This is a genomic window from Shewanella dokdonensis, from assembly GCF_018394335.1.
Taxonomy (GTDB): Bacteria; Pseudomonadota; Gammaproteobacteria; order Enterobacterales; family Shewanellaceae; genus Shewanella; species Shewanella dokdonensis.
The window spans coordinates 835,994-861,318 of record NZ_CP074572.1 but is presented as its reverse complement, the minus strand read 5'-3'; the positions used below and the strand labels follow the sequence as shown (position 1 = coordinate 861,318).

The following is a 25,325-nucleotide window of genomic DNA, read 5'->3' as shown; positions in this document are numbered from 1 at the left end:
ACTAAGTGCTGACTGGGGAAAAAGTGTAAACAAATGCTCTGGATTACTAACAGAATGGTTGCATTTAAGCACTTTGAAACGGGAGTGAAAAGCAGGCGCTAGTCCCCGCCTGCTTTATCTTGAGCTTGCTGGTCGGCTATTTCGTCATCCGTTTGTACTTCAGCCGGTGCGGCGCAATTACATCGGCACCGAAATTGTCTTTTAGCCAGCTGGAATATTCGCTGTAGTTGCCTTCGTAGAAGTTCACTTTCCCTTCGTCACGGTAATCCAGAATATGGGTACAGATACGGTCAAGGAACCAGCGGTCATGGGAGATCACCATGGCGCAACCTGGGAATGCCAATAATGCTTCTTCTAGGGCGCGCAAGGTTTCGACGTCCAGATCGTTAGTCGGTTCGTCGAGCAGCAAGACGTTCCCACCCGATTGCAGCAATTTTGCCAGATGCACGCGGTTACGTTCACCGCCAGACAAAGTCCCAATCACCTTTTGCTGATCGCCACCACGGAAGTTGAAACGGCCAACATAAGCCCGGCTAGGGATTTCCAAGCCATTGATGCGCATGATGTCTTGACCGCCGGAGATCTCCTGCCAGATGGTGTTTTTGTCGTTCATCGAGTCACGGAACTGTTCAACCGAGGCAATCTGTACAGTATCACCAACTTCTACTTCACCCTTATCGGGTGTTTCGGCGCCGGTGAGCATCTTAAATAAGGTCGATTTACCAGCACCGTTAGGGCCGATAATGCCCACGATGGCGCCTTTAGGCACGGTAAACGACAGATCGTCAATCAGCACCCGATCGCCAAAGCTCTTGGTGAGGTGACGCACTTCAATCACTTTGTCACCCAAACGTGGGCCAGGTGGAATAAACAGTTCGTTGGTTTCATTACGGCGCTGGAATTCCTGACTGTTCAGCTCTTCAAAGCGAGACAGTCGAGCCTTACCTTTTGATTGGCGGCCTTTGGCTCCCTGACGCACCCATTCCAGTTCTTTGGCGATGGTTTTCTGGCGCGCGCTTTCGCTAGCGGCTTCCTGTTGCAGACGCTGATCTTTCTGCTCCAACCAAGAGGAATAGTTGCCTTGCCATGGGATGCCTTCACCGCGGTCAAGTTCCAAGATCCAGCCAGCGGCGTTGTCGAGGAAATAGCGGTCATGGGTGATGGCAACCACAGTGCCGGGATACTCGTGCAGGAACTGCTCCAGCCAGGCAACGGATTCCGCATCCAAATGGTTGGTGGGTTCGTCCAGCAGCAACATTTCGGGTTTTTCCAGCAGCAGCCGACAGATAGCTACGCGGCGACGTTCGCCCCCGGAGAGCACTTCAATTTTGGCATCCCATGCGGGCAAACGTAGCGCATCGGCGGCACGTTCCAGAATGTTGTCCAGATTATGAGCATCCTGAGCTTGAATGATGGCTTCCAGCTCACCCTGTTCTTTGGCCAGCGCATCAAAATCGGCATCTGGTTCGGCATAGGCGGCGTATACTTCATCCAAACGCGTTAGCGCATTTTTGGCATCGCTTACCGCTTCTTCAATGGTCTCGCGCACGGTTTTTTGAGGATCAAGTTGTGGCTCTTGTGGCAGATAACCGATTTTCAGCCCCGGCATTGGCCTGGCTTCACCATCGAATTCCTTATCCACGCCAGCCATAATACGCAGCAGCGAGGATTTACCAGAACCGTTCAGACCCAGAACACCGATTTTGGCACCGGGGAAGAAGCTCAAAGAGATGTCTTTGAGAATTTGCTTCTTGGGCGGCACCACTTTGCCAACCCTGAGCATGCTATATACAAACTGAGCCATAGTTACTCTCTGTATTGTCGATTGGCGGCAGTTTACTAAATTGTGATGATGGCTGCCAATCCGCCCTAGGGGGAACTACCGTGGTTTTTTCTGGGTGTATTAGAAATAAGTTGATAATATTCTGCGCTTTAAATTTGTCTTATCCGACTTTTAGTCATACTTGCGTCAGCGGATTGATGCTGGTTTTAACCCGTGGAGAGCTTTATGTTGAGAAGACCCCAGCCACTGGCGCATGTTCGTAGCAAAATGCTGTGGTTGTTCAGTGGCTTGTTATTTCTAGTGTTTTTTGTGATGAGCTGGAGCAGTTACCATGTAGCGCAGCAATCGATATCGCACCAGATTGAGCAAAATTCACTGCCACTTACCAGTGATAATGTCTATTCACAGATCCAGCGGGATCTGGTGCAACCTATTTTTGTGGCGACCTTGATGGCGCATGACACCTTTGTGCGAGATTGGGCACTACAACCTTCGCCGCCGAAAGAGCCAATGCAGCGTTATCTACAGGAGATAGATCGCCGTTTTGGCACCATTATCTCTTTCTTTGTCTTAGATAAAAGTCGTCGTTATTACCTGCCGGATGCAGCGGACCATATTATTGATGAACAGAGTCATCGTTATGAATGGTATCAACAAGTTAAAGCTTTGCCAGCCTCTCAGCCTTATCTGGTAACTGTGGGGCCAGATGCAGAACGTCCCGGCGAGATGGACATTTATATCGACCACAAAGTTTATGACTATCACCAGCAACTGATTGGGGTTACCGGGGTTGGCCTGTCGGTCAATAAAGTCGGCGAACTGATCAACCTCTACGAAAAACGCTACCAGCGTACTATCTATTTTGTCGACCAACAGGGCAAGGTGGTGTTGCATGGGGATGATTTTACCGGGGCTGACACCTTGCAGCAGATGCCGGGCATGCAGCAAGTGGCATTGCGTTTATTGTCTGCCCCATCGGGTAGTTTTCACTATCAAAGCGGTGATGAAAAAGTCTATGTTAACGCACGGTTAGTGCCAGAATTTAACTGGTATCTCGTGGTTGAAGAACACGCCGCGCCAGCACAGAGAGCTGTATTTCGTACCTTTATGATCAATCTGGCCGTCGCCGCCATCGTCACCTTGCTGGTGTTGGGACTCAGCCTGCTGACCCAAGGGCGTTATCAGCGCAAACTCGCGGCGCAAGCGGCCTTGGATCCGTTAACGAAAGCGATGAATCGACAGACTTGTGAGGAGTTTTACGAGTTATTGCTAGAGCAATGTCGACACCAGCATCAGCCGCTATCCGTACTGGTTTTTGATGTCGATTATTTCAAGACGGTTAACGATAAATATGGGCATGATATGGGGGATCTGGTGCTGAAGCGCCTCGTTAAAGAGTTGCGTTCCCAGACCCGTTACGCGGATGCCGTGTGTCGCTGGGGCGGTGAAGAGTTTGTATTGCTGCTGGGGAACTGTAACCGCGAGAAAGCCTGGGGATTGGCTGACCGTATCCGCCAGAGCACTATGGCACTGGATTTTAATGCCGGCACCGGCACTTTCCAGATCACCCTCAGTTGTGGCGTGGCCGAGGCAAGGTTGGAGGAAGACCTATCCGAAGTGGTCAAACGAGCAGATACCGCCCTTTATCGAGCCAAAGAAAATGGCCGCAATCAGGTATTGTACGCGGATGAATAAGTGTTCGAGCTAATAAAACGCCCGGAAAATCCGGGCGTTTTGCACTAGTTTACAAGGCTTTTAATATTTCACTCAGGTAGTCGGGTTGGCTTTCAATCCGTACCAGATGCGGGTACATCAGGCCACCGTGATAGTCGATGCTGATGGTCTTGTACTGATCAAACTCTTTAACCAGCAGTTCTACCGGCGCTTTGCTGGTTTTGGCTGCGGTAATGGCATCTTTTAGATATTCCGCTTTGTAGGCTTCACCGTTGACGGCAATTAAGGTCATGCTAGGTGATAAACCAGCATTAAACGCGGGGCTATCCCATAACACGTCCTGTAGCTTGCCGTCCTTGTTGACAGAAAAGCCTAAGGAATAGGTAAAATCAAAGCGTTTATAGCGATCTTCCATCCCTTTCACTGCTGCTGATGGGGTGTCGTTATACTCCAGCTTCCAGCCTTGATCTTTCAATGAGTCAGACAGATTGACATGGCCTTTCAGCCGCGCATTGATAAAACTGGTCCAGTCGTATTTCTGGATACCATCAAGCGTTGCCACAACATCATCAAACGTATAAGTGTTGATATCCCAGGCTCCTGGATGCACACCAAAGAAGGCTTTGGCAAAGTCATTAAGGGATTTTTTATCACCAGAGAGATTACGTAATTTGGCGTCAACGGCGTACCAAATTAGCTGTCCGCCTTGGTAATAATCTTCACTCATCTGATAGTTACGAAACGCCAGTGGTGAGCGCTGGGCAATGGTCGGATCGTTGGTGGTATCCAGAATGGTGCGCCATTTCATGCCTGGGCGACCTTTATCGTACGTTGCCCCCAGCAGCGCTAGCATATCCATGGCGTTGTCGTGGCTCCACAGCCCAGAACGCGCTGCCACGATATAACCCCAGAATTGTGTCTGTCCTTCATAGACCCACAAGCCGTGATCTTTCTTCACTTGGTTGTAGGTGGGGGTCCATAATTCGGCTGGGCGGCGGTATTTGCCATCCCAAGAATGGTTGAATTCGTGCGCCAGTAGGTCACGACCTAACCAGGATTTATCCCATTTGGTAAAGTAGTCTTGCTTGCCACTGTTTTCGCTGGAACGGTGATGCTCCAGACCGATACCACCAAGTTTGTCGGTCAGTGCCAGCAAAAAGTCATAGTGATTGTAGTGGTGGGCACCATAGAGCTTGTACATCTGCTGTACCAGCGCTTGGTGCGCCTTGAGCCCTTCATCGCTGATTTCTAGATCTTTGGCCTTATCGGCAAATACGTTGAGATGTACCGGGGTGTCCGCTCCGGGATTCAGATCTACTCGCTTGTAATACTTACCCGCAAACATGGGAGAATCGACCAGATTCTCAAAGTCGATGGTCTTAAAGCAGTAGCTGCTGCCTTTGTGATTACTGTCTTCCAGTGCGGTGGCATAGTGCCAGTCTTGCGGCAGTGTGACACAGGAATCTACCTTAATCTGCCGGGTGTAATAGCCCGCTGGATACAGCGCCACAGTGTTCCATTGCAGGTTGAGCATTTCAGGGGTCATCACTACGCGCCCTTGGCTGCGATCTTGCGGTGACAAAAATTTAAAACTCACTTCAACACTGTTAGCACCTTGAGGTACATCGATATGGAAGGCGTAGACATTACCTGGATCTCGTTGCCACTGTAGTACCTTACCATTGGCTTTGAATTCAAAACCGGCGGCTTTATCGATAGGGCCTGTGGGCGAGTGATGTCCCGGGATCCATGACGGATACAGCAGCGTTAGTGGGCCAGGTTTAGCGGGGATCACTTCGCTGATATTAAAAATGCGGTGTGACAGGTCGGTGGCGTCCACCTTGAGTTTCAGGGTACCTGGGTAGGCTTGATCCACGGGGGCCGGGATCTCGGCAAAAGCGGACCCGGCCGCACCCATCAGCGCGCTGAGGACAGCGGCCTTGACGGCAGAATTGTTCACTGGGAGCTCCTTTCTTCTTTTTATCGGGCGCTAGTTTCGGCGCCTCTTTTCAGTGCCGGTGTCCGGCAAAAAAATTATTGTTAGTTCCGGCGCTGTGGCTGGATTTTTGACCTTTATCATTGAGGGTCGTTGGTATCGACGCCAGTATCAGCGGCAACTGATACAACATACACGGCGGAAAAACGCTTTTAAAGGCATAAACTCGGCATCAGAGGGGCTTAAGTGTTGCTGTTTGTTTCAAAGAAATTTGGTCACTGTGTGATTTTCTACTGCAGAACTGAGAAATATCAGCATGCTTTATTGTAAAACTTGCGCTTTAATCTCTTAAGCGCCTGAAAAATGATATATAAGCGTAAAGACTGGGTGCGCAGTTCCAGCAATAAGGAGTCGTTATGACAATTCCGGCTAATGAGTTTGCCCATTATCACGCTCATCTCTACTTTGATGAAACGTCGCAAGAATTTGCGGCGGAGCTGCGTTATACCATTTGTCATGACTTAGGATTACCCGTTGGGCCATTTAATACTCGCCTAGTTGGCCCACATCTGTGTTGGAGTTTCGAGACCGCATTTACTCAGGATGAATTCCCCCAGTTTGTGCCTTGGATGGAACAGCACCGTAAAGGGCTCTCCGTGATGATCCATGCGGTGACTGGGGATCATTACAGTGACCATACCCAGCGTATCTCTTGGTTGGGTCATCCGCAGCCGTTAAACCTGTCAGTGTTTAGGCCAAATGACGCTGTCGATTGAATTGTGCTGGAATAGGGGTAACTGGGTTAATCGCGATAATTGCAGTGCATCGTGCGCTTGTCATCGCCCTGAACAAGACAGTTTGTTGTTAGCCAGCAGCAACGAGCTCAAGCCGTTGGCGCTGCCGCTGTGTTGAGTCTCACTGTCTTGCGCTTATCTCGCAGTGGAGCCCCAAGGCTGACTTAGCCCTACGGTAAAACTGGCTAGAAATTTGGGTGATGGCAAAGACAATGCGGTGTTAGATAAGCAATAGGCTCCTTGCGGAGCCTATAACAAACCACTTTTCGGCTGGCGTTTACTTGACTGCTATCGATGGAACGCTGGCTATTTTGTTACTGATTGGCATTTCCCCGATCAGTTTTCAAAACTCACCCGCTTGCTGGTGGCTAAGGCCGCGCTTTGTGCATTGTGGAATGTGTCTTGTCTCTGCTCAATAAAAAACACTTCCAACTGTTGTTCCTTCGCAATGCTTTGCCCTGCATCAGGCCCCAGACACAACATGGCGGTTGCCCAAGCGTCACTGACTCTGGGATCTTTGCCAAAAACAGAGGCGGATACCAGATTGTGAGTCACTGGTGCCCCGGTGCGCGGATCAAGAATATGGGAGTACTCTTTGCCATTCTCATCAAAGTGATGCCGATAGGTGCCGGAAGTATCGAGGGTTACTCCGGTTTCATCATTGATCGTGATAATGCTGTAGGGTTGCCGTTCGCTATCCTTTCTGTCTGGGCGATCGATAGCAATCCGCCATTTTTTACCATCGGGTTTGTGGCCGCGGATCTTCATGTCACCGCCAAACTCCACCAGATAGTTGCTGATGTTATGACGCTCTAACACGGCGGATAACTTGCTGATACTGTAGCCTTCTCCCATAGAAGAGAAGTTTAACTGCAACCCCGGTAGCGTTTTGCGAATACGCTGACCTGCGCTATCCATTTCCACTTTATCTATGCCTATTTCGGCTTGTGTTGCCTCAATATCGGCAGCAGACGGGAGATTAAACTTATCTTTCTGGAAACCCCATAAATTGAACAGTGGCCCTATGGTTGGATCATAGCAACCGCCAGTTTTATGATTGATCTCCTTGGCAATTGTCAGTAATTGCAGGAAGTCTGCCGATGCTGCTTGCCAGTCGGTCGAGCTACTGTGGTTGAATTTGGAAATATAGGAATCATCGCGGTAAGTGGAAAACTCCGCGTCTATCTGCGCCAATGCAGTATTGAACTGCTGTTCAATATCCTGCGTTGGAATGACTTTCTGACCACCAACTGATGTGATAAGTCGTGCCTTGAGCATATCCCTCCACTTTTTGTAGCTGGGCCGGGCGTCGATACTGTAACACGGCAAAGATAATGGCTACGCCGATCAGCAAAGATAACAACGCCTTGGTAGGAGAAAGTTTAGGCTGGCTGGAGGAGGGCACTGATGGAACCTATGGTGAATAAATTTGGCCCAAGTCTATCATCCGTATTTTCCAGACTCCAGCGCTGGGCGTAATGCCAAGATGCGTGTACCGGATCGGAGATATCTATCGAGGATCTACGTGTGTTGACGCATTTATGTTACTCTCTGATGCAAACATCATTTCGCTGAACAACAATGATTTACTGGAATGTTAACCCGATTTTAATACATCTGGGCCCGGTGGCGGTGCATTGGTATGGCCTGCTGTTTGTGGGGGCTTTTTGCTCGGTTATCGGTTGATGCAATGGATCTGTGTGCGGGAAGGTTTTGACACTGAACCGCTGGATAATCTGCTGCTGTATATCTTTGCTGGCGCCATCATTGGTGCTCGTTTGGGGCATGTTATCTTTTACGATCCCGTGTTTTATTTCTCCCATCCTCTTGAGATTATAAAAATTTGGCGTGGCGGTTTAGCCAGTCACGGTGGCACTGTTGGCGTTATCTTGGCGATTTGGTTATTTGTGCGAAAACATCCTCAAATTGAGTTGCTGTGGTTATTAGATCGGCTAGTGGTGCCTACTGCACTTACTGCCTGTTTTATCCGTCTCGGCAATTTTATGAATTCTGAAATTGTCGGATTGCCGACTCATGGTCACTGGGGCGTGGTGTTCGAACGGATCGATAATTTACCAAGACACCCGGTGCAACTTTATGAAGCCGCTAGCTACCTGTTGATCTTTATCCTGTTGTTAACGCTTTATCGTCGCAATGGTTTCCCTAAACGTGGCTTCAGCTTCGGCATCTTTATGGTGTTGGTTTTTGGTAGCCGTTTCCTCCTGGAATATGTCAAAACACCACAGGCAGCCTATGCTGCGGACTTAATGAGTGTTGGTCAGTGGTTGAGCATTCCGTTTGTCCTATTAGGTGGGGTATTCATCTGGCGTAGTTATCGACAGCAGCAAAGATAGTGTCATCGATAGGGTTTATTAGAATACGTTGAAATTATCGAAAATGTGCATTAATTGCTGCGATTAAATGGCATTTAAATTAGTTAAAAAAGATTATCATTTGTCGTTAGTTGATAACTTTAGGGATTTATTCATGGCAACTCAAAACAGATCATATACCGGGACTGCCAAAGTACTGCACTGGGCAATGGCGATTGTAATTTTAACGGCAATGGCAATCGGGGCGTATTCAGGGCTGTTTTTGTCTTACGGTATTGATGCTGCACATGACCTGCAGAAAAGTGAAACCATCACCTTACATAAGTCGATTGCTACCATCAGCTTATTTCTGATCGTGTTGAGAATTATCTGGCGGGTGACCCATCGGCCGCCAGCGCTGACTGGTATGAGCCAACTGATGATTAAAGCCGCTCATGCCGGACATCATCTGCTGTATCTGTTGATGGTATTGGTACCTGTTGTTGGTTGGGCATACAGCTCTGCCGCAGGATATCCGATTCCGGTAGCGGGTTTGTTCACCATTCCGCCGTTGTTACCAAAATCACCTGACTTGGTGCCATATATCGCCCCAGTTCACAGTGTATTGGCATACACCTTGTTGGTGGTGATTGCGGGTCATGCAGCCTTTGCCCTGAAACACTATTTCATCGATAAAGATGATACTTTGCAGTCAATGCTGCCAGGCCATAAAAAGTAATAGATTTTCCCGCGTGTAGCTAGGCCACCGGCAGTTAACTGCCGGTGGCCTTTGTTTTTACGCCCACAATCACTTTTATTTTGGGGCATTTTGTCGCTTGAACATGACACCGCAGCTACCGAAGTTTGGGGTTATGTAAGTGCTGATTAGCACGCGCTGCGGTTCTAGGCACGGCTTGCCGATCTCTTGCTTTGTGATATTGATCACAAAAATACATTGCTTAAGTTGGTGAGATCCCCTGCGTTGATAGTGCTTAACCGCTTGATGTTGTTAAGCCGTATCTGAATCCGCCCTCTTTATTCCGCAAAATAAGGCAATAACATGCCCGTATCACAAATGGACCTTTCGTTCGCCGCTGTTTTCAGCGCGCGTCTTTTAGCTACACGCTCAGGCGTTTTTGTTGCAAACAATCAAGGTGTTATTTAGCTAACGACTGCAAAACTTGTATAAGTTTTCTCGTGAATAGATTAGCTCATCGGTGGTTATGCAACACACCATCAATGCCTAACTCAGCACCCCGTTATCGGCCAATATATTGCATATGGGGCGGGCGGGTTGTGCGGCCTCTTTATCACATGGGTAAAGCGGCTTGCGCTGTCGTTCCATCGATATTTCCCGATTGCACCGGGTCATTTACCAACTTTCATCTGTTAGTGGGCAATGTTGACCGCTTAGGTTGTTTCGTACTTTTACTATTTTCTGAAGCGGTTGACCTGGTAACACAGATGAATAACTAATCATTTTTGGCGGTTGTGGCCTAGCCATCAGCCTTATAGATTTTTAATAAAAACAGGAGTATTCCGTGTTAATTTGGTTAAGTGCTGGCATCAGTCTGGCACTGGTTGCGATTATTTTCATTCTGTGGAAATGGGGCAACTTACAGATGATTGGTGTAACGCCCGTCAAGCTAGTCACGTTTATCGCAATTTTGTTTACCTCCGGCCTCGACGTTGGGCTGATTATGTTTCCGCTCACTGAGTTCAATCGTTACAGTACGCAAGCTGATTATGATTTCACCAATCCATTAGCGATTGAGTTTGGCTTTTGGGGCTTTTTTATTTGGGCCTTTTATTTCCTCACCTGTTTCTATTTCTGCATTATTGAACCGAAAGTGAAGTTCTTTCAGATCCGCTGGGTACAGCTGCTGAACAACGTGGTGATTGTTGGTACCTGTGCATTTACTGCTTTCTTGCTATTAAAAAATCTACCTTGGTATTTGCCTTCATTGGGCGATGGTAAAACCATTGAACCGAGTTTTTATCTGGTCGTGTTTGCGGCAATTGCCTTGGCGGTGTACAGCAGCACTGAGCTGAAATATGTGCGTATCCTCAGCTTATCATCCACCGCACTATTTTTTGGGCTGATAGCGTATATGTGGGGAAATGCCTTTGTATGGGGCAATAGCCACATCGCTCAATATTTCGCAGAAGAATCCTTACTGGAAGGCTATTTTGTCCATATTGACCGCTTTGTGTTTCCAATTAATCAGTACCATGCGTTTTATCTGTTTTGGTGGCTGGCTTGGAGTGTCATGATCGGTCAGTTTACGGCGCGTTTTGCTGGTGGATTACGCACCTGGCAACTGTTAGTGGTTATGCTGATATTTCCTTCAGTGCCAATTGCCTTATGGTTCGGAGTGTTATGGCATTACCATCAGACACACATTGCGACTTCCGGCGGGATTAACTTTTTGATGGTATTTGTTGGTATTCTCTTTGTGGTTAACTCGCTCGACTCATTAATTCGACTCTACACCGATAACCTCAATCTGACACACCAGCGTTTGGGCCGCCGTAACTATTTTCTGCTGAACTTTGTTAGCTTGGTGGGGTTAACACTGCTGTTTAAAATTGATTTTATTAAAATTCAATGGGTTGGAGCGCTAGTTGTGGGGCTGTTTTACTCTTGTCTTGGGTATATATTCTATAAAAAACTGCACTCGGTAAGCAGAATTACCAGCTCTCCAAAAGAAAACCAACTGAATTTTGATAAGTTCAATGTGAGCCACTAACGTCAACATGATGCGGCTTAAGGCATGATGCTTAATGTTGCGTTGAACACTAAATTCGCCCAATCCATTGCTGATGGGTGATGGTGCTGCAAAGAATAAGGTAAAGTAAGCGCAATACTTTTTGTGAGTGGATCAAGATGAAAATCTGGGTTGATGCTGATGCCTGTCCAGCGGTAATTAAAGAAGTGCTCTATCGCGCGGCAGAGCGGTGTCAGGTAGCGTTGACGTTAGTGGCAAATCAGCCATTACGAATTCCTAAATCTCCATTTATCAGTACATTACAGGTAATGAAGGGGTTTGATGTCGCCGATAATGAAATCGTGGCACGAGTAGCAGTAGGCGATCTAGTGATCACGTCGGACATTCCGTTAGCCGCCGATGTATTGCAAAAGGGCGGTAAAGCGCTGAGTCCTAGAGGCGATGCTTTTACTCCAGATAACATCCGAGCACGTTTGACCATGCGCGATTTTATGGATACCTTGCGGGCGAGTGGCATTGAATCGGGAGGCCCGGCCGCGCTGAATCAGGCAGATAGACAGGCATTTGCTAATGCGTTAGATAAACTACTGGCGCAATATCAGAAATCCCGCACGTAGCGGGCGGCTGAAACACAAGTCACTTATAGCTTATGATCTATAGCCTATAGCTATTTTTTGCAAAATCGAAGACATAATATGTCTGATAATGCTTGCATCCAATCCGTAATCCGTTAAGGTAGTTGGTATTATTGACATAATATGTCTTGGGTGCAGGATGATACCGCAATATCGTTTTAACTGGCCACTGCTGTGGTTGCTTTTTTTGTTGGGGATTATTGGTGCGCTGTCGTTGTTGCCCACCATCAATACACTGTTGTCTACCCTGACACTCTCGCCGTCCATACCTCAATGGGCGCTGCTGCTGTTATCCGTATTTCAAACTGCACTACTGTTATTCTGTGCGCTTATGCTAGGCAACTGGTGCAGTGTCAGGGTGAATCTCAGTGCACCGTTATTCACCATATGGCTAGCCCAACGATATATATCGTGGTCGGCCGTAAAGGCTCCACTGTGGGCTGCGATACGGGTGGCGATACTCTGTAGTGTGTTGCTGCTGTGCTTACAATACTTTGCCATTCCTAGGTTGCCAGCAGATTTCGTTGCAAACGGCAGTAAATTAGCACCACCGCTTTACAGTCGGCTGCTCTATGGCGGTTTGACGGAGGAATTGCTTGTCCGTTGGGGGGCAATGTCTTTTTTATTGTGGCTATTTTACCGGATGTTTTGTGGTGGTAGAGCAACATCATCCTGTGTCGGCCCCTGGTTGAGTATTGTTGTGTCTGCGTTACTGTTTGGCTTAGGGCACTTGCCTGCGGCGTTAATGTTGACTTCTGCCGCCAATCCATTTTTGGTCACGTACCTGTTATTGGGTAATGGCATTTTCGGTATTGCTGCTGGCTGGTTGTTCTGGCGGTATGGATTGGAAGCCGCGGTTATGGCTCATATGCTGATACATTTGCTGTTGTATGTTGGCAGTTAGCAGCAGCTAATTGTTGAGTGACAGTATGTTATCGTCAGTTGCTGAATCAGGCAGATAGGCAGGCATTTGCTAATGCGTTAGATAAACTACTGGCGCAATATCAGAAATCCCGCACTTAGATGGTGTTGAGCTGGCAACGACTATGGCAATCTGCGATTTGCCTTATACCAGCGCGGTTTCTTTATCAATACCCAGTCGTTTCATGCGCGACAGTAGAGTTGTGCGTTTTAAGCCCAGTTTATGTGCTGCTCCTCGTGGCCCCGCGACGATGCCGTTAGTTTCCTGCAACACGGCAATAATCCGTTGATATTCATCATCCTCTTCGGCGTTACGCTGTGGTTTGGGTTCATGTGGTGTCAACTGTAACTCCTCTTCGGCCTCGAATAGACCCAATTCAGGAGGCAGTTGCAGCACATGACCTGTGCTTAGCAGTACTGCACGTTCAATGACATTCTGTAATTCGCGGATATTCCCCGGCCAGTCCATCTCTTGCAACTGCCTCAATACCCGTGATGGGATGCTGTCGATGTTTCGTCCCATATGTTTGCTGGCGCGGAAGACAAAGTATTTCGCCAGATGTGGAATATCGTCGCGGCGTTCACTTAGCGGTGGCAAGCGGATAGGGAAAACATTGAGACGATAAAACAGATCGGAACGAAACTCTTTGTCAGTCACCATCTGTTTCAGATCGCGGTTAGTCGCGGCAATCAGGCGCACATCAACGTTGATCAGCCGATTGCCACCCACCCGTTCAAATTCTTGCTCCTGTAACACCCGGAGCAGTTTCGGTTGCAGTTCCAGCGGCATATCACCGACTTCATCTAAGAATAGGCTGCTCTGATGGGCCAGTTCAAAACGTCCCATGCGTTCTTTGCTGGCACCGGTAAAGGCGCCTTTTTCATGGCCAAACAGATCACTTTCCAGTAACCCCGCAGGCATGGCGGCGCAATTCATTTTTATCATGCGCTTGCCATTGCGAGGACTGAGACGATGAATGGCGCGGGCAAACACTTCTTTTCCGGTGCCAGTATCGCCTAGCAACAGCACACTACAGTCAGTTTTTGCCACCAGTTCCACTTGTTTCAAGACTTCGGTAATGGACTTGCTGCGGCCGATGATCTCATCAAATTGCTGATGGCTGAGACTTTCTACCTGTTCACTCAGATAGTTGTTTTCCTGCACTAGGTGATCTTTCAGACGGTTGATTTCCTGATAGGCGCGGGCGTTGTCTACGGCAATGGCGGTTCGTTCGGCCACTTGTGCGAGCAGTTGTAAGCGCGAGCCTTTGAAGCACGCTTCGTCGGCCTGCGCCAGTTTCAGCACCCCGAGCACTTGTCCGGCAAATTTTATCGGGATCAGACACAACAGGTGTGATTCGGCGGGCCACAGGTTAAATAGCTGAGTTTCGTTACAGGCCAGCGGCTCGTCTTTTGACAATTGCCGTAACTGAATTTCGCCACTTTCTAGCACCTGCTGGCAGATACTGCGTGAGGCGCTGATATGAATTTGGGCTTCCTGTGGTTTCCCCGGCTGGACAAAAAAGGCGTTATAGAGTGTCAGATTGTTGGGATCTGTCTCTGGCAGACAAACGCTAATGGCGCTGATGCCAAAGTAACAGTGAATTTCTCTGGCGATTTTATCTACCAAGGATTCGACGCTGCGTTCGGTGATCACCGCATTGGTGACATTTACCAACACATGGAAATCATCGCGCTCTTCACACAGTTGCCCTTGCTCAAAGCTAAGAGCCAGACGGGATTGCAAATGTTCTAAGGCGACGCCCATGGACTCAGCAACCAGTTCCAGGTGGGCGATGTCGTCATCATCAAAAGCATCGGTATCATGGCGGGTAATTTCCAGCAGTCCCATCAGCCGACGATGATTCAAAATCGGCAGTGCTAGATAGTCGCCAAAGGCTTGGGGGCGGATGCTAACGCTCAAGCGCGGATAACGCTGGCGATAGTCTTCACAACTCAGATGCAGCACGGTTCTGCTGGCCTGCACAATACGTAACGGGCCATTTTGTAATAAGGAGGCTTCGTCAAAACAACAGACGTTACCATCATCAGCTTGAAGATAAAGCCGTGGTGCTGCCATCGGGCCATCAACCAGCACCGAACAGTCATAAGGTAACCCTGTTTCAACAAAGTGCTGATTCAGGCTTTGCAGCATAGTTTCAACACTGGCTTGATCCAGTAGTTGATGCGTCAGCCTCAGGCAGCTTTTCTGTTCACTAAGATATTGAAATCGCTGTGCCATGGTTCCACGTTCTATTACAACAACATAAAGGCCATTGTTCCGGGGCACGGTTGCCTTGAGCAGCTTTCACCCGGTACGCAGCGCATCCATGCAGTTCGCTAAGACAGACAATTTATTAAAACATACTCGCATCTGTCAAAATGCGACTGCTCCCAAACTCCCCAGGAGTTCCTGACGTAATTGCAGTATGTATCACAAACTCACTGATTATTATGAATTACGGCAAGACATCGGGGGGGCGACGGTTGTGACTGGGTCATTATGGCCCGAAATGGCTGGATGCTTGTTGGTTGAACTGGGTACTGAGTACCGCAAAGGGCAGAAGCCTTGGCGTTGCATATGTTGCATGAAGAGCGTTCCTTAAGGCGCTGTGCGCCCTTGTTATTATAGATTGCCAACGGGACGGCGAGCCGTCATGCCAATTGGCAGCGCAGTGTATTGGCGAATACAAACCCATTTGGCGGTTATTGCCCCCTATGCAGATAACCGCGCAATTTTTCCAGTCATGTGTGGCGCTGTACCACGGAGATTTTAGGCGGTCAAACACTCAACTGTTTGTTGCCCCTCGTGGCTACGAGCCTTAGGTAACGGCTGTGCCCGTTATTCTCCATATGAATGTCTGTTTTTAACCGCCGAGCCAGTCGTTGCTCAGGGATAACAGCTCACCAGGTTTAACCCGGCCGCCGCACAGCGAAGTCTTGCAGCAGCAACGACCATGCAAAACCATCCGCAAAAACTATCAGCAACGATCACGTAAAAACTGTCCGTAAAAACCATCAGTAAAAACTATCCGTAAAAACCATGAGCAAAAACAATGCCAGCCATGTGACTCGGTTAACCATGCGTTACCAAGCGGTGTCACAACTGTCGAATTCGTGAGATGTCGAAGCTTAATCTAACGTGAAATTTATCGCTAATTAAATATAACCACATGAAATTAAAGGATTAAAAAATAATTTATCCAATTGGCGCAGAAAATGCTCTTAAGGGACATTGGTCAGCCGTTTGGGGTGACCGCTTAACCGGAGCATTGCTCGCCGGGATGTAGGTCAGACGACCTGCAAAATCGTCCCGATACGGTGCAAAGCCCCGCTTCATGGGAAGTTGTCCCGGTTTTTAGCTCATGGTTACAGGTGTCGACAGATCTGTCAGTGGCAGCTAAGTCGTCAAAAGTGACGAAATGGGCTCAAGGTGGGATGAAGTGCTTAGAGAGAGTATATGAACCGTTTTGTCATTGCCGATCCGCAACTGTGCATCGGCTGCAATACCTGCATGGCGGCGTGTTCAGAGGCACACCGGCTACAAGGGTTACAGACCGAGCCAAGACTAGTGGTGGTGCGCAGTGCCGAAGAGTCGGCGCCGCAGATGTGCCATCAGTGTGAGGACGCCCCCTGTGCCACAGTGTGCCCCGTCAACGCCATCCGCCGTGAGGATAAAGCCATTGTACTCAACGAAAGCCTGTGTATTGGCTGTAAGCTGTGTGCTATCGCCTGTCCGTTCGGTGCCATTACCCTCAGTGGTTCCAAACCACTGGATATTCCATTGGATGTCTGTACGCCACTGGCGGCACCGGCTCCTCGTCCTCCTCGCGCTGTCAGCCCTCTGTTGGACTGGCGCCCCGGGATCCGAGCGGTCGCCGTGAAGTGTGACTTGTGTAGCTTCCGGCCAGAAGGCCCCGCCTGTATCGATACCTGCCCGACGAGCGCCATTGTGCTGGTGAGTGACGAAGCGCTTGCTAAAGCTTCTGCACGCAAACGGCAGTTGGCGTCGCTGCCCAATGCTGGCAACTGGCAGCCACAGTCTGCTACTGGTGCGGCTGCAACTGAGGGGGGCAAAAATTATGATGACGCCATTAAGCTGGTTGGGACTCTCGTTGGCGCTCTATATGGTTGGCGCCCTGTTGTCATTATTGCTTTGCCGTCATGAGGCGTTGGCGATTCGTGCTAGCGGTTGGCTATCACTTGTTGGCGGGGTGTGTGGTGTCATTGCCGCGCTGCCGGTGTTGCTGGATGGCGCGGTTATCACGGCAGATTACGCCGGGCCATTTGCGGCGTTTGCCCATCTGACGCTGCGACTGGATATGCTGGCAGCGTTTATGGTGCTGGTCATTTCTGTGCTAGTGGTGGTGACTTCGCTGTATTCATTTGCTTATCTGCAGGAATATCGCGGAAAAGGCGCCTGGGCGATGGGGTTCTTCATGAACCTGTTTATCGCTTCCATGGTGGCGCTGGTGGCGGTGGATAACGCCTTCTACTTTATTGTGCTGTTTGAAGCGATGTCGCTCAGTTCCTACTTCTTGGTGATCTCCGAGCAGGATGATGAAGCGGTGAGTGCCGGGCTGCTGTACTTCTTTATCGCGCATGCGGGTTCCGTGCTGATCATGCTAGGTTTCTTCCTGCTGTATCGCCATGCCGGTAGTTTGGATTTCGCTGCTTTCCGTGACGCGCATCTGCCAGTGGGTGAAGCCTCTGCGGTGTTTTTGCTGGCGTTCTTTGGCTTTGGTGCCAAGGCCGGGATGCTACCGCTGCACGGTTGGTTGCCTCGCGCTCACCCGGCAGCACCTTCGCATGCATCTGCGTTGATGTCTGGGGTGATGGTGAAGATAGGTATCTTCGGCATTATCAAGGTGGGCATTGACTTACTGGGCGCGACCGAAGTGTGGTGGGGCATAGTGGTACTGGCTTTTGGGGCGGTATCTTCAGTGCTCGGTGTGTTGTATGCGTTGGCCGAACACGATATCAAACGCTTGCTGGCTTATCACACCGTTGAAAACATCGGCATTATCTTGATGGGGGTGGGAGCTGGGATGATAGGTATTGCCACCCATCACCCACTGCTGGCGCTACTGGGGTTACTGGGGGCTTGTACCACCTGATCAACCATGCACTGTTCAAAGGTTTGTTATTCCTAGGCGCGGGCGCGGTTATCTATCGCACGCAGACTAAGGATATGGAGCAGATGGGAGGACTTGCCAAGCTGATGCCGCGTACTGCAGTGGCGTTCCTCATCGGCTGTATGGCAATTTCCGCACTGCCGCCACTGAATGGTTTTGTCAGTGAGTGGTTCACTTATCAGTCCCTGTTCACCATGAGCCACGACGGCAGTGTGGGCCTAAAACTGGCCGGTCCCGCCGCCATCGTCATGTTGGCGATTACCGGGGCGCTGGCTGCCATGTGCTTTGTCAAAGTGTATGGCATCTGCTTCTGTGGGGCGCCGCGTAGTGAAAAAGCCGCCAATGCCCGTGAAGTGCCATTCAGTATGACCTGTGCCATGTGGCTACTGGCAATCCTGTGTGTGCTGCTAGGGCTTGGGGCGTCTGTCATTGCGCCGGTGATCACCAATATCGCCGCACAACTCAGTCATACCACCGCCGTTGCGATGGCCAGTGGTGCCAGTGTCTTCCCTGGGGATGCGGCGCAAACCAGCCTCAACACGCCACTGTTGTTCATTCTGCTGCTGGCGCTGCCGTTGTTGCCGCTGGTTATCTACAGCATCAAGGGTGGCAGTGATCGATTGCATTTCACTCGTCGAGGTACTCCTTGGGCTTGTGGTTACGGTTATGAAGCGCCGATGGCGCTGTCTGCCGGGAGTTTTGCGCAACCGTTGCGGGTGTTGTTTGCACCGCTCTATCGCTTGCGTAAGACACTCGACCCTGCCCCCATGTTGCAACGGTCACTGGATGCCACTACGGATGCCGCCGCCAAGGTGGAACCGGTATGGGATGAACATCTGGTGATGCCGGTAGTGAACGGTGTGCAACGACTCAGTCGGCTGGTGCAGTGGATTCAGTATGGCGATTTTCGTGCCTACTGCCTGTATGTGGTCGCAGCGCTTGTGGTGCTGCTGATCGTCACCATGGCCTAAGGAGTAAAGGATGATGATGCAAAATTCCTTGGTACTGGCACTGATTGCAGGTCTGCTGCAAGCGGTGCTGTTAATGGCCGTGTCGCCACTGTTGTCTGGTCTGTCGCGGGTGATCCGCGCCAGGATGCACTGCCGTAAAGGCCCCGGTGTATTGCAGGAATACCGCGACATTATGAAATTGCTGACCCGTCAGGAAGTTGCACCAAGCAACTGTGGCGGAGTGTTCCGGGTAATGCCGTTTGTGCTGCTTGGCACCATGTTGCTGGTGGCGATGACCTTGCCGCTGGTAACGCAGGCATCACCGATGGCGGCGGGTGGTGATGTGATCACCTTATTGTATCTGTTCGCCATTTTCCGCTTTTTCTTTTCACTGGCGGGGCTCGACTCTGGCAGCACCTTTGCCGGTATTGGTGCCAGCCGTGAGTTGACACTGGGGATCTTGGTGGAACCCATTCTGATGCTGGGGCTGTTGGTGGTGGCGCTGATAGTGGGTTCTACCAATATCGACAACATCAGCAGCACATTGGCATCACAGCAATGGGCGGCACCCACTGCGACTGCCATGGCGCTGCTGGCCTGTGGCTTCGCGGTATTTATCGAAATGGGCAAAATCCCGTTCGATGTGGCCGAAGCTGAGCAGGAACTGCAAGAAGGCCCGCTATCTGAATACTCTGGTGCCGGTCTGGCGCTGGTGAAATGGGGCCTCAGCCTCAAACAGGTGGTGGTTGCTGGATTGTTCCTCGCTATCTTTGTGCCGTTTGGCAAAGCCGACACCCTCACCTTTGCCAGCATTCTGCTGGGAACCTTGGCCTTTGTGGTCAAACTGGTGCTGGTGTTTGTGATTGCGGCGGTGATTGAAAACACGCTTGCCCGTGGTCGTTTCCTGTTGACCGGACGGGTGACCTGGATGGGCTTCGGCGTTGCGGCGCTGGCGTTCATGTTCTATCTGACCGGGCTATAAAGGAGTCAGCATTCTTATGGAGAATATTGCGCTTGCGACCATGCTGCTGCCGTTTATTGGCGCACTGTTGATCGCGTTGATGCCACAGCGACACGCCAAAGTGCTGTGCACGCTGTTCGCGCTGCTGGCCACTTTGGGTATGGCGGCTCTGGCCTATGCCTATCTGGACAGCGGTAAAACCGATGTGACGTTCACCCTGTACAGTTACGGGCATACCCAGCTGTTTGGTTTTGTGATGGATCGCGTCAGTCTGTTGATTGGTTTTGCCGTGGTGTCTCTCGGCTTTCTGATCAGCCTGTACTCCTGTGGTTATCTCACTACCGGTAACCGGGAACATCCCCATGAAGGCAGCAACCGTTATTACGCCTTGTTGCTGGTGTTCATTGGGGCGATGGCGGGGTTGACGTTGTCATCCACCATTCTCGGACAACTGCTGTTTTTCGAAATTACTGGCGGTTGTTCCTGGGGGTTGATTGGCTACTACCAGAATCCCAAGTCATTGCGTTCAGCCTTGAAAGCCTTGCTGGTGACTCACATCGCGTCTGTCGGTTTGTATCTGGCGGCGGCTTGGCTATTTGCCAAAACCGGCACCTTTGAACTCACCGCTATCAGTCAGCTCAGTGATGCCGACAAGCTAGTGGTCTTCGGTGGTGTCTTGTTTGCGGCTTGGGGAAATCAGCACAACTGCCACTGCATATGTGGCTGCCTGATGCGATGGAAGCGCCAACGCCGGTCAGTGCTTATTTGCACGCCGCCTCTATGGTGAAAGTGGGCGTTTACATCTTTGCTCGCGCCATTATGTCGGCAGGCACTGTGCCCCATGAAATCGGGGTGGTTGGGGCGGTCATGGCGACCATCACCATGGTGTATGGCTTCCTGATGTATCTGCCGCAGAAAGACATGAAACGTCTGCTGGCTTACTCCACTATCGCCCAGTTGTCTTACATCTTCTTGGCACTGTCAATGTCCATCTTCAATTCGAAAATGGCGTTTGATGCCGGTATTGCTTACATCTTCAACCACGCTTACGCCAAGAGTCTGTTCTTCTTGGTGGCCGGGGCCATCAGCTATGCCTGTGGTACCCGTATGTTGCCACGGCTGAAAGGCTTGTTGCGCTGTATGCCGCTGTTGGGTATTGGCTTCTGCGTGGCGGCAATGGCGATTGCCGGGGTACCACCGTTTAACGGCTTCTTCAGTAAATTCCCGCTGTTTGCGGCGGGATTTGAGTTGAGTCAGGCGCACTGGTGGTTATTGCCATTACTGATCATTGCGCTGATTGAATCAGTTGCCAGCTTTGCCTGGTTGCTGCTGTGGTTCGGCCGTACCGTGCCGGGTGAGCCTTCCGCCGAGGTGGCTAACGCTTCAGCGGTGCCAATGTCGATGAAGATAGTGCTGGTGGTGTTGATTGTGATGTCGCTGATCTCCAGCGTTATTGCGGCAACCTGGCTGGCGTAGGGGAGGAAATCATATGACTGGAACTTTGCTTGTCAATAACCTCGCCGGACTGATGATTGTCACCTCCATGCTGGTGATTGCCGTGAAAAAGCCGACGCTATCTGCCGGGTTCTACGCGCTGCAATCGCTGGTGTTGGTGGGCATTTTCATCACCTTGGCGAATATGTTCGGTGCCCATGAGCTGTATCTATGGTCCATCAGCTCCTTTATTACCAAAGTTGTGTTGGTGCCGCTCATCATGTATCGCGCTTTCTGTAAACTCGCCGATCCTAAAGCCGATGGCGGTGTCGTCAGTACGGCGGCTCTGTTCATGATTGCTGCGGTGATTGTGCTGGTGAGCTACTTTGCGGTGCAACCAGTGCAATTGCCAATGCTGACTGAATTGAAACCTGTGTTGGCGGTATCGTTGGGACACTTCCTCATTGGGCTGCTGTGCATTGTCAGTCAGCGCAACATTCTCAAGCAGGTGTTTGGTTACTGTCTGATGGAGAACGGTTCGCACCTGACGCTGGCATTGCTGGCACATAGTGCTCCGGAGCTGGTGGAAATCGGTATTGCCACTGACGCCATTTTCGCGGTGATCATCATGGCGCTAATGGCGCGGCGGATTTACCGCACCATGAACACGCTGGATGTTCAGAAACTGATCTCATTGAAAGGGTGAACAACATGGCTACATTGGATCTTTTTATCACCCTGCTGGCGATACCATTGCTGACCTCTTTACTGGCGTTTGCCTGTCGGTTGTCAGGCAATGGCGCGCAAAAGCTGGTTACCACGGTACATGTTATCGGCAGCAGTTTGCTGTTGGTGACTGCACTGGTGGCCGTGTGGACGGTATATCGTCAAGGCGAATTGCTTGCCGCCCACAACTGGCTGCATCTTGATGGCCTGAGTGCGCTGTTCCTGGCGATTCTTGGCATCGTCGGTTTTATCACTGGCATCTACTCTGTCGGTTATATGAACCACGAAGTCGGCGATGGTGAAGTCAGTGTCGGCTCACTTTGCAGTTACTACGGCTTTTTCCATCTGTTCCTGTTCACCATGCTGTTAGTGATCACCAGCAACAACCTGATTGTGATGTGGGCGGCGATTGAAGCCACCACGCTCAGTTCAGCATTTCTGGTGGGGCTTTATGGACAGCAGTCATCACTGGAAGCCGCCTGGAAATACATCATTATCTGCACCGTCGGGGTGGCTTTTGGCCTTTACGGTACAGTGTTGGTGTACTCCAATGCCGCTAATGTGATGGCCAATCCTGGCGATGCGATCTTCTGGACTGAAGTGCTGCAACATGCGGGTGAACTGGATAGCACGCTGATGCATTTAGCGTTTATCTTCATCCTGATTGGGTTTGGAACCAAAACCGGGTTGTTCCCGATGCACGCTTGGCTACCGGATGCGCACAGTGAGGCGCCGAGCCCTACCAGCGCGCTGTTATCTGCCGTATTGCTCAACTGTGCACTGCTGGTGATTGTGCGTTATTACATCCTGATCAGCGCCGCCATTGGCAATGAGTTCCCACAACGGTTGTTACTGGTGTTTGGCTTCTTATCGGTTGCGGTCGCTGCTTTCCTTATCCTAGTGCAGCGCGACATGAAACGTCTGCTGGCCTATTCCAGCGTGGAAAACATGGGACTGATTGCGGTGGCGTTAGGGATTGGCGGCCCGCTGGGTATTCTGGCGGCCATGCTGCACACCTTAAACCACAGCTTGGCCAAAACCCTGCTGTTTTGTGGTTCAGGTAACGTGTTGCTGAAATATGGCACCCGCGACATGAATGCCGTGAAAGGGTTGCTGCGCGTAGCGCCACTCTCTGGCGCGTTACTGGCTGGCGGCGCATTGGCACTCGGTGGCATGCCACCATTCAATGTGTTCCTCAGTGAGTTTATGACAGTGACTGCCGGTATCCATGCCGGGCACCTGTGGCTGGTATTGCTGCTGCTGGCATTGCTGACAGTGGTGTTGGCCGGGTTAGTGCGCATGGTGGTGATGTCAGTGCTGGGCAAACAGCCTGACAATGTCAGCAAAGGTGAACTCGGCTGGCTGACCACTGCGCCATTGGCGTTGCTGTTAGCGCTCATGTTGCTGATGGGCACACATATTCCACAGCCAGTGACACAGTTGCTACAACAGGCCACCACTATTGTGCTGAACGGTGATAAAGCCGGCGAAGCCGAGCTACGGGCGTTGTCTGTGCCGGGTATGTCAAATACCCCGGCGGTCGACACCACAGCTTCTCAATCAACCCCTTCCCAGCAGGAGATGTACCGTGACTAATCAAAACACTGTTGCCAATGCCGACCATAAAGCTGCCGGTTATCTGGCTCGGGTCAGAGCACAGTTTCCCAACGCCATTCTGGAAGAGGAAAGACAGACACAGGATCAGGTCACCATTACCGTAAAAACCGGGTCATTGCCGGAAGTGGTGGAATACCTGTATTACCAACAGGGCGGCTGGTTGAGCGTGCTGTTTGGTAATGATGAACGCACGCTCAATGACCATTATGGCGTGTATTACGTGCTGTCAATGGAAGCGGGCGAGAAGTGCTGGATTGTGGTGAAGGTGTTGGTGGATGCCAACACTCTCGAATATCCGGCGGTGACCCCGCGGGTGCCTGCCGCCGTGTGGGGCGAACGTGAAGTCCGTGATATGTATGGCCTGCATCCCGTTGGCCTGCCAGATGAACGGCGTTTGGTGCTGCCAGATGACTGGCCAGAAGATCTGTTCCCGCTGCGTAAAGACAGCATGGATTATCGCCAGCGTCCAGCCCCCACCACAGATCGCGAAACCTATCCATTTATCAATGAACTGGGCAATGATAAAAACCGCATTGTGCCCATCGGCCCACTGCATGTGACTTCTGACGAACCCGGGCATTTCCGGCTGTTTGTCGATGGTGAACGCATTGTCGATGCGGACTACCGCTTGTTCTATGTGCATCGTGGCATGGAAAAACTGGCAGAAACCCGTATGGGCTACAACGAAGTGACCTTCCTGTCAGACCGTGTTTGCGGCATCTGTGGTTTTGCCCATAGCACCGCTTACACCACCTCGGTAGAAAACTCGCTGGGGATTAAGGTGCCTGCGCGGGCGCAGATGATCCGCGCTATTTTGCTGGAAGTTGAACGCTTGCACAGCCACTTGTTAAACCTCGGCTTGGCCTGTCATTTCACTGGTTTCGACTCCGGTTTCATGCAGTTTTTCCGGGTGCGTGAAGTGTCCATGAAGATGGCAGAAATCCTCACTGGCTCCCGTAAGACCTATGGCTTGAACCTGATTGGTGGGGTGCGCCGTGACTTGCTCAAAGATGACATGCTCGCCACCCGTAAGCTGGCGCAGGAGATGCGCCGCGAAGTGAACGATCTGGTCGATGTGTTGCTCAGTACCCCCAACATGGAAGAACGTACCGTTGGTGTGGGTATTCTTGACCCGCAAATCGCCCGTGATTTCAGTAACGTTGGCCCTATGGTGCGCGCCAGTGGCCATGCCCGTGATGCCCGTGCCGATCACCCCTTTGTGGGCTATGGCCTGTTGCCGATGAAAGTTCACAGTGAACAGGGCTGTGACGTGCTATCGCGCCTCAAAGTGCGCATCAATGAAGTTTATACCAGCCTCAATATGATCGATTTTGGTCTCGACAATCTGCCCGGCGGGCCGTTGCAGGTGGATGGCTTTACCTATCAGCCCCATAAATTTGCCCTCGGCTTTACCGAAGCCCCACGTGGTGATGACATCCACTGGAGTATGACAGGTGATAACCAGAAGCTGTTCCGCTGGCGTTGCCGGGCGGCGACTTATGCCAACTGGACTACGCTGCGCTACATGCTGCGGGGCAATACCGTCTCTGATGCGCCACTGATCATCGGCAGCCTCGACCCTTGCTACTCCTGCACTGACCGCGTCACTTTTGTTGACGTCAACAAGCGCTCTAGCAAGACCGTGTCCTACAAAGAGGTGGAACGTTACGCCATCGAGCGTACCAATTCCCCACTGAAGTAGTCTGCCAAGGAGTCAA

At 50.7% G+C, this 25,325-nt stretch carries 20 protein-coding genes; 16 read left to right on the top strand and 4 right to left on the bottom strand.

The genetic code is table 11. The features are described from left to right. Positions 1-136: 136 nt before the first annotated feature. Positions 137-1,804, bottom strand: coding sequence for an energy-dependent translational throttle protein EttA (gene ettA, locus KHX94_RS04085; protein WP_213682473.1), 1,668 nt, complete (start codon positions 1,802-1,804; stop codon positions 137-139). A gap of 204 nt (positions 1,805-2,008) precedes the next feature. Here ettA and KHX94_RS04080 point away from each other — a divergent pair, with 204 nt between their 5' ends. Then, entirely contained in the window at positions 2,009-3,478 is a 1,470-nt protein-coding gene (locus tag KHX94_RS04080) for a sensor domain-containing diguanylate cyclase (RefSeq protein WP_213682472.1), read from the top strand. A 49-nt stretch (positions 3,479-3,527) separates the two neighbouring features. Here KHX94_RS04080 and KHX94_RS04075 read toward each other — a convergent pair whose 3' ends face one another. Next, on the bottom strand, positions 3,528-5,417 hold the full coding sequence (locus KHX94_RS04075; protein WP_244859319.1) for a M61 family metallopeptidase: 1,890 nt from the start codon (positions 5,415-5,417) through the stop codon (positions 3,528-3,530). 392 nt (positions 5,418-5,809) lie between these two features. Between KHX94_RS04075 and KHX94_RS04070 the strand changes: the two genes are divergently transcribed. Continuing rightward, the gene (locus KHX94_RS04070) at positions 5,810-6,169 is read left to right on the top strand and encodes a DOPA 4,5-dioxygenase family protein (protein WP_213682471.1); all 360 of its coding nucleotides are present in this window, start codon (positions 5,810-5,812) and stop codon (positions 6,167-6,169) included. A 354-nt stretch (positions 6,170-6,523) separates the two neighbouring features. Here the strand turns inward: KHX94_RS04070 and KHX94_RS04065 are convergent, their stop codons facing one another. Beyond that, the gene (locus tag KHX94_RS04065; RefSeq protein WP_213682470.1) at positions 6,524-7,465 is read right to left on the bottom strand and encodes an FAD:protein FMN transferase; all 942 of its coding nucleotides are present in this window, start codon (positions 7,463-7,465) and stop codon (positions 6,524-6,526) included. 359 nt (positions 7,466-7,824) lie between these two features. Here KHX94_RS04065 and lgt point away from each other — a divergent pair, with 359 nt between their 5' ends. From lgt to KHX94_RS04040, 5 genes are all read left to right on the top strand, one after another. Continuing rightward, entirely contained in the window at positions 7,825-8,541 is a 717-nt protein-coding gene (gene lgt, locus KHX94_RS04060) for a prolipoprotein diacylglyceryl transferase (RefSeq protein WP_342345807.1), read from the top strand. A gap of 133 nt (positions 8,542-8,674) precedes the next feature. Continuing rightward, positions 8,675-9,238, top strand: a complete 564-nt coding sequence (locus tag KHX94_RS04055; protein ID WP_213682469.1) for a cytochrome b — start codon at positions 8,675-8,677, stop codon at positions 9,236-9,238. An 802-nt stretch (positions 9,239-10,040) separates the two neighbouring features. After that, the gene (locus KHX94_RS04050) at positions 10,041-11,249 is read left to right on the top strand and encodes a BCCT family transporter (protein ID WP_213682468.1); all 1,209 of its coding nucleotides are present in this window, start codon (positions 10,041-10,043) and stop codon (positions 11,247-11,249) included. Between the two features lie 137 nt (positions 11,250-11,386). Continuing rightward, entirely contained in the window at positions 11,387-11,845 is a 459-nt protein-coding gene (locus KHX94_RS04045; RefSeq protein WP_213682467.1) for a YaiI/YqxD family protein, read from the top strand. A gap of 157 nt (positions 11,846-12,002) precedes the next feature. Then, entirely contained in the window at positions 12,003-12,767 is a 765-nt protein-coding gene (locus KHX94_RS04040) for a CPBP family glutamic-type intramembrane protease (RefSeq protein WP_213682466.1), read from the top strand. A gap of 162 nt (positions 12,768-12,929) precedes the next feature. Here KHX94_RS04040 and KHX94_RS04035 read toward each other — a convergent pair whose 3' ends face one another. Next, positions 12,930-15,026: a sigma 54-interacting transcriptional regulator gene (locus tag KHX94_RS04035; RefSeq protein WP_213682465.1), complete on the bottom strand. Its 2,097-nt coding sequence runs from the start codon at positions 15,024-15,026 to the stop codon at positions 12,930-12,932. Between the two features lie 1,218 nt (positions 15,027-16,244). Between KHX94_RS04035 and KHX94_RS04030 the strand changes: the two genes are divergently transcribed. Genes KHX94_RS04030 through KHX94_RS03995 form a run of 9 tightly spaced genes read left to right on the top strand, consistent with a single transcriptional unit; the run spans position 16,245 to position 25,309 of the window. Next, positions 16,245-16,952, top strand: a complete 708-nt coding sequence (locus KHX94_RS04030; protein ID WP_213682464.1) for a 4Fe-4S dicluster domain-containing protein — start codon at positions 16,245-16,247, stop codon at positions 16,950-16,952. Further along, on the top strand, positions 16,867-17,901 hold the full coding sequence (locus KHX94_RS04025; protein ID WP_213682463.1) for a proton-conducting transporter transmembrane domain-containing protein: 1,035 nt from the start codon (positions 16,867-16,869) through the stop codon (positions 17,899-17,901). Before KHX94_RS04030 ends, KHX94_RS04025 begins: the two co-directional genes overlap by 86 nt. Next, positions 17,889-18,890 (top strand): proton-conducting transporter transmembrane domain-containing protein, encoded by a 1,002-nt coding sequence (locus KHX94_RS04020; protein ID WP_213682462.1) that lies wholly within the window; start codon positions 17,889-17,891, stop codon positions 18,888-18,890. The genes KHX94_RS04025 and KHX94_RS04020 overlap by 13 nt, the downstream gene beginning before the upstream one ends. A 10-nt stretch (positions 18,891-18,900) precedes the next feature. Next, positions 18,901-19,851, top strand: coding sequence for a respiratory chain complex I subunit 1 family protein (locus KHX94_RS04015; protein ID WP_280529619.1), 951 nt, complete (start codon positions 18,901-18,903; stop codon positions 19,849-19,851). A 16-nt stretch (positions 19,852-19,867) separates the two neighbouring features. Further along, the gene (locus KHX94_RS20985; RefSeq protein WP_280529618.1) at positions 19,868-20,617 is read left to right on the top strand and encodes a proton-conducting transporter transmembrane domain-containing protein; all 750 of its coding nucleotides are present in this window, start codon (positions 19,868-19,870) and stop codon (positions 20,615-20,617) included. Beyond that, the gene (locus KHX94_RS20980; RefSeq protein ID WP_280529617.1) at positions 20,548-21,306 is read left to right on the top strand and encodes a proton-conducting transporter transmembrane domain-containing protein; all 759 of its coding nucleotides are present in this window, start codon (positions 20,548-20,550) and stop codon (positions 21,304-21,306) included. Before KHX94_RS20985 ends, KHX94_RS20980 begins: the two co-directional genes overlap by 70 nt. A 13-nt stretch (positions 21,307-21,319) precedes the next feature. Next, the gene (hyfE, locus tag KHX94_RS04005; RefSeq protein WP_213682461.1) at positions 21,320-21,970 is read left to right on the top strand and encodes a hydrogenase 4 membrane subunit; all 651 of its coding nucleotides are present in this window, start codon (positions 21,320-21,322) and stop codon (positions 21,968-21,970) included. A 5-nt stretch (positions 21,971-21,975) separates the two neighbouring features. Next, positions 21,976-23,586, top strand: coding sequence for a hydrogenase 4 subunit F (locus tag KHX94_RS04000; RefSeq protein WP_213682460.1), 1,611 nt, complete (start codon positions 21,976-21,978; stop codon positions 23,584-23,586). Positions 23,587-23,629: 43 nt separating this feature from the next. Next, entirely contained in the window at positions 23,630-25,309 is a 1,680-nt protein-coding gene (locus KHX94_RS03995; protein ID WP_283105010.1) for a hydrogenase large subunit, read from the top strand. The last annotated feature ends 16 nt before the right edge of the window (positions 25,310-25,325 follow it).

Bases quoted from the DNA above. Each gene is read 5' to 3' on its own strand.
- ettA (WP_213682473.1), bottom strand. From the start codon at position 1,804: ATGGCTCAGTTTGTATATAGCATGCTCAGGGTTGGCAAAGTGGTGCCG.
- KHX94_RS04080 (WP_213682472.1), top strand. From the start codon at position 2,009: ATGTTGAGAAGACCCCAGCCACTGGCGCATGTTCGTAGCAAAATGCTG.
- KHX94_RS04070 (WP_213682471.1), top strand. From the start codon at position 5,810: ATGACAATTCCGGCTAATGAGTTTGCCCATTATCACGCTCATCTCTAC.
- KHX94_RS04065 (WP_213682470.1), bottom strand. From the start codon at position 7,465: ATGCTCAAGGCACGACTTATCACATCAGTTGGTGGTCAGAAAGTCATT.
- KHX94_RS04055 (WP_213682469.1), top strand. From the start codon at position 8,675: ATGGCAACTCAAAACAGATCATATACCGGGACTGCCAAAGTACTGCAC.
- KHX94_RS04045 (WP_213682467.1), top strand. From the start codon at position 11,387: ATGAAAATCTGGGTTGATGCTGATGCCTGTCCAGCGGTAATTAAAGAA.
- KHX94_RS04040 (WP_213682466.1), top strand. From the start codon at position 12,003: ATGATACCGCAATATCGTTTTAACTGGCCACTGCTGTGGTTGCTTTTT.
- KHX94_RS04035 (WP_213682465.1), bottom strand. From the start codon at position 15,026: ATGGCACAGCGATTTCAATATCTTAGTGAACAGAAAAGCTGCCTGAGG.
- KHX94_RS04030 (WP_213682464.1), top strand. From the start codon at position 16,245: ATGAACCGTTTTGTCATTGCCGATCCGCAACTGTGCATCGGCTGCAAT.
- KHX94_RS04025 (WP_213682463.1), top strand. From the start codon at position 16,867: ATGATGACGCCATTAAGCTGGTTGGGACTCTCGTTGGCGCTCTATATG.
- KHX94_RS04015 (WP_280529619.1), top strand. From the start codon at position 18,901: ATGATGATGCAAAATTCCTTGGTACTGGCACTGATTGCAGGTCTGCTG.
- KHX94_RS20985 (WP_280529618.1), top strand. From the start codon at position 19,868: ATGGAGAATATTGCGCTTGCGACCATGCTGCTGCCGTTTATTGGCGCA.
- KHX94_RS20980 (WP_280529617.1), top strand. From the start codon at position 20,548: ATGTGGCTGCCTGATGCGATGGAAGCGCCAACGCCGGTCAGTGCTTAT.
- hyfE (WP_213682461.1), top strand. From the start codon at position 21,320: ATGACTGGAACTTTGCTTGTCAATAACCTCGCCGGACTGATGATTGTC.
- KHX94_RS04000 (WP_213682460.1), top strand. From the start codon at position 21,976: ATGGCTACATTGGATCTTTTTATCACCCTGCTGGCGATACCATTGCTG.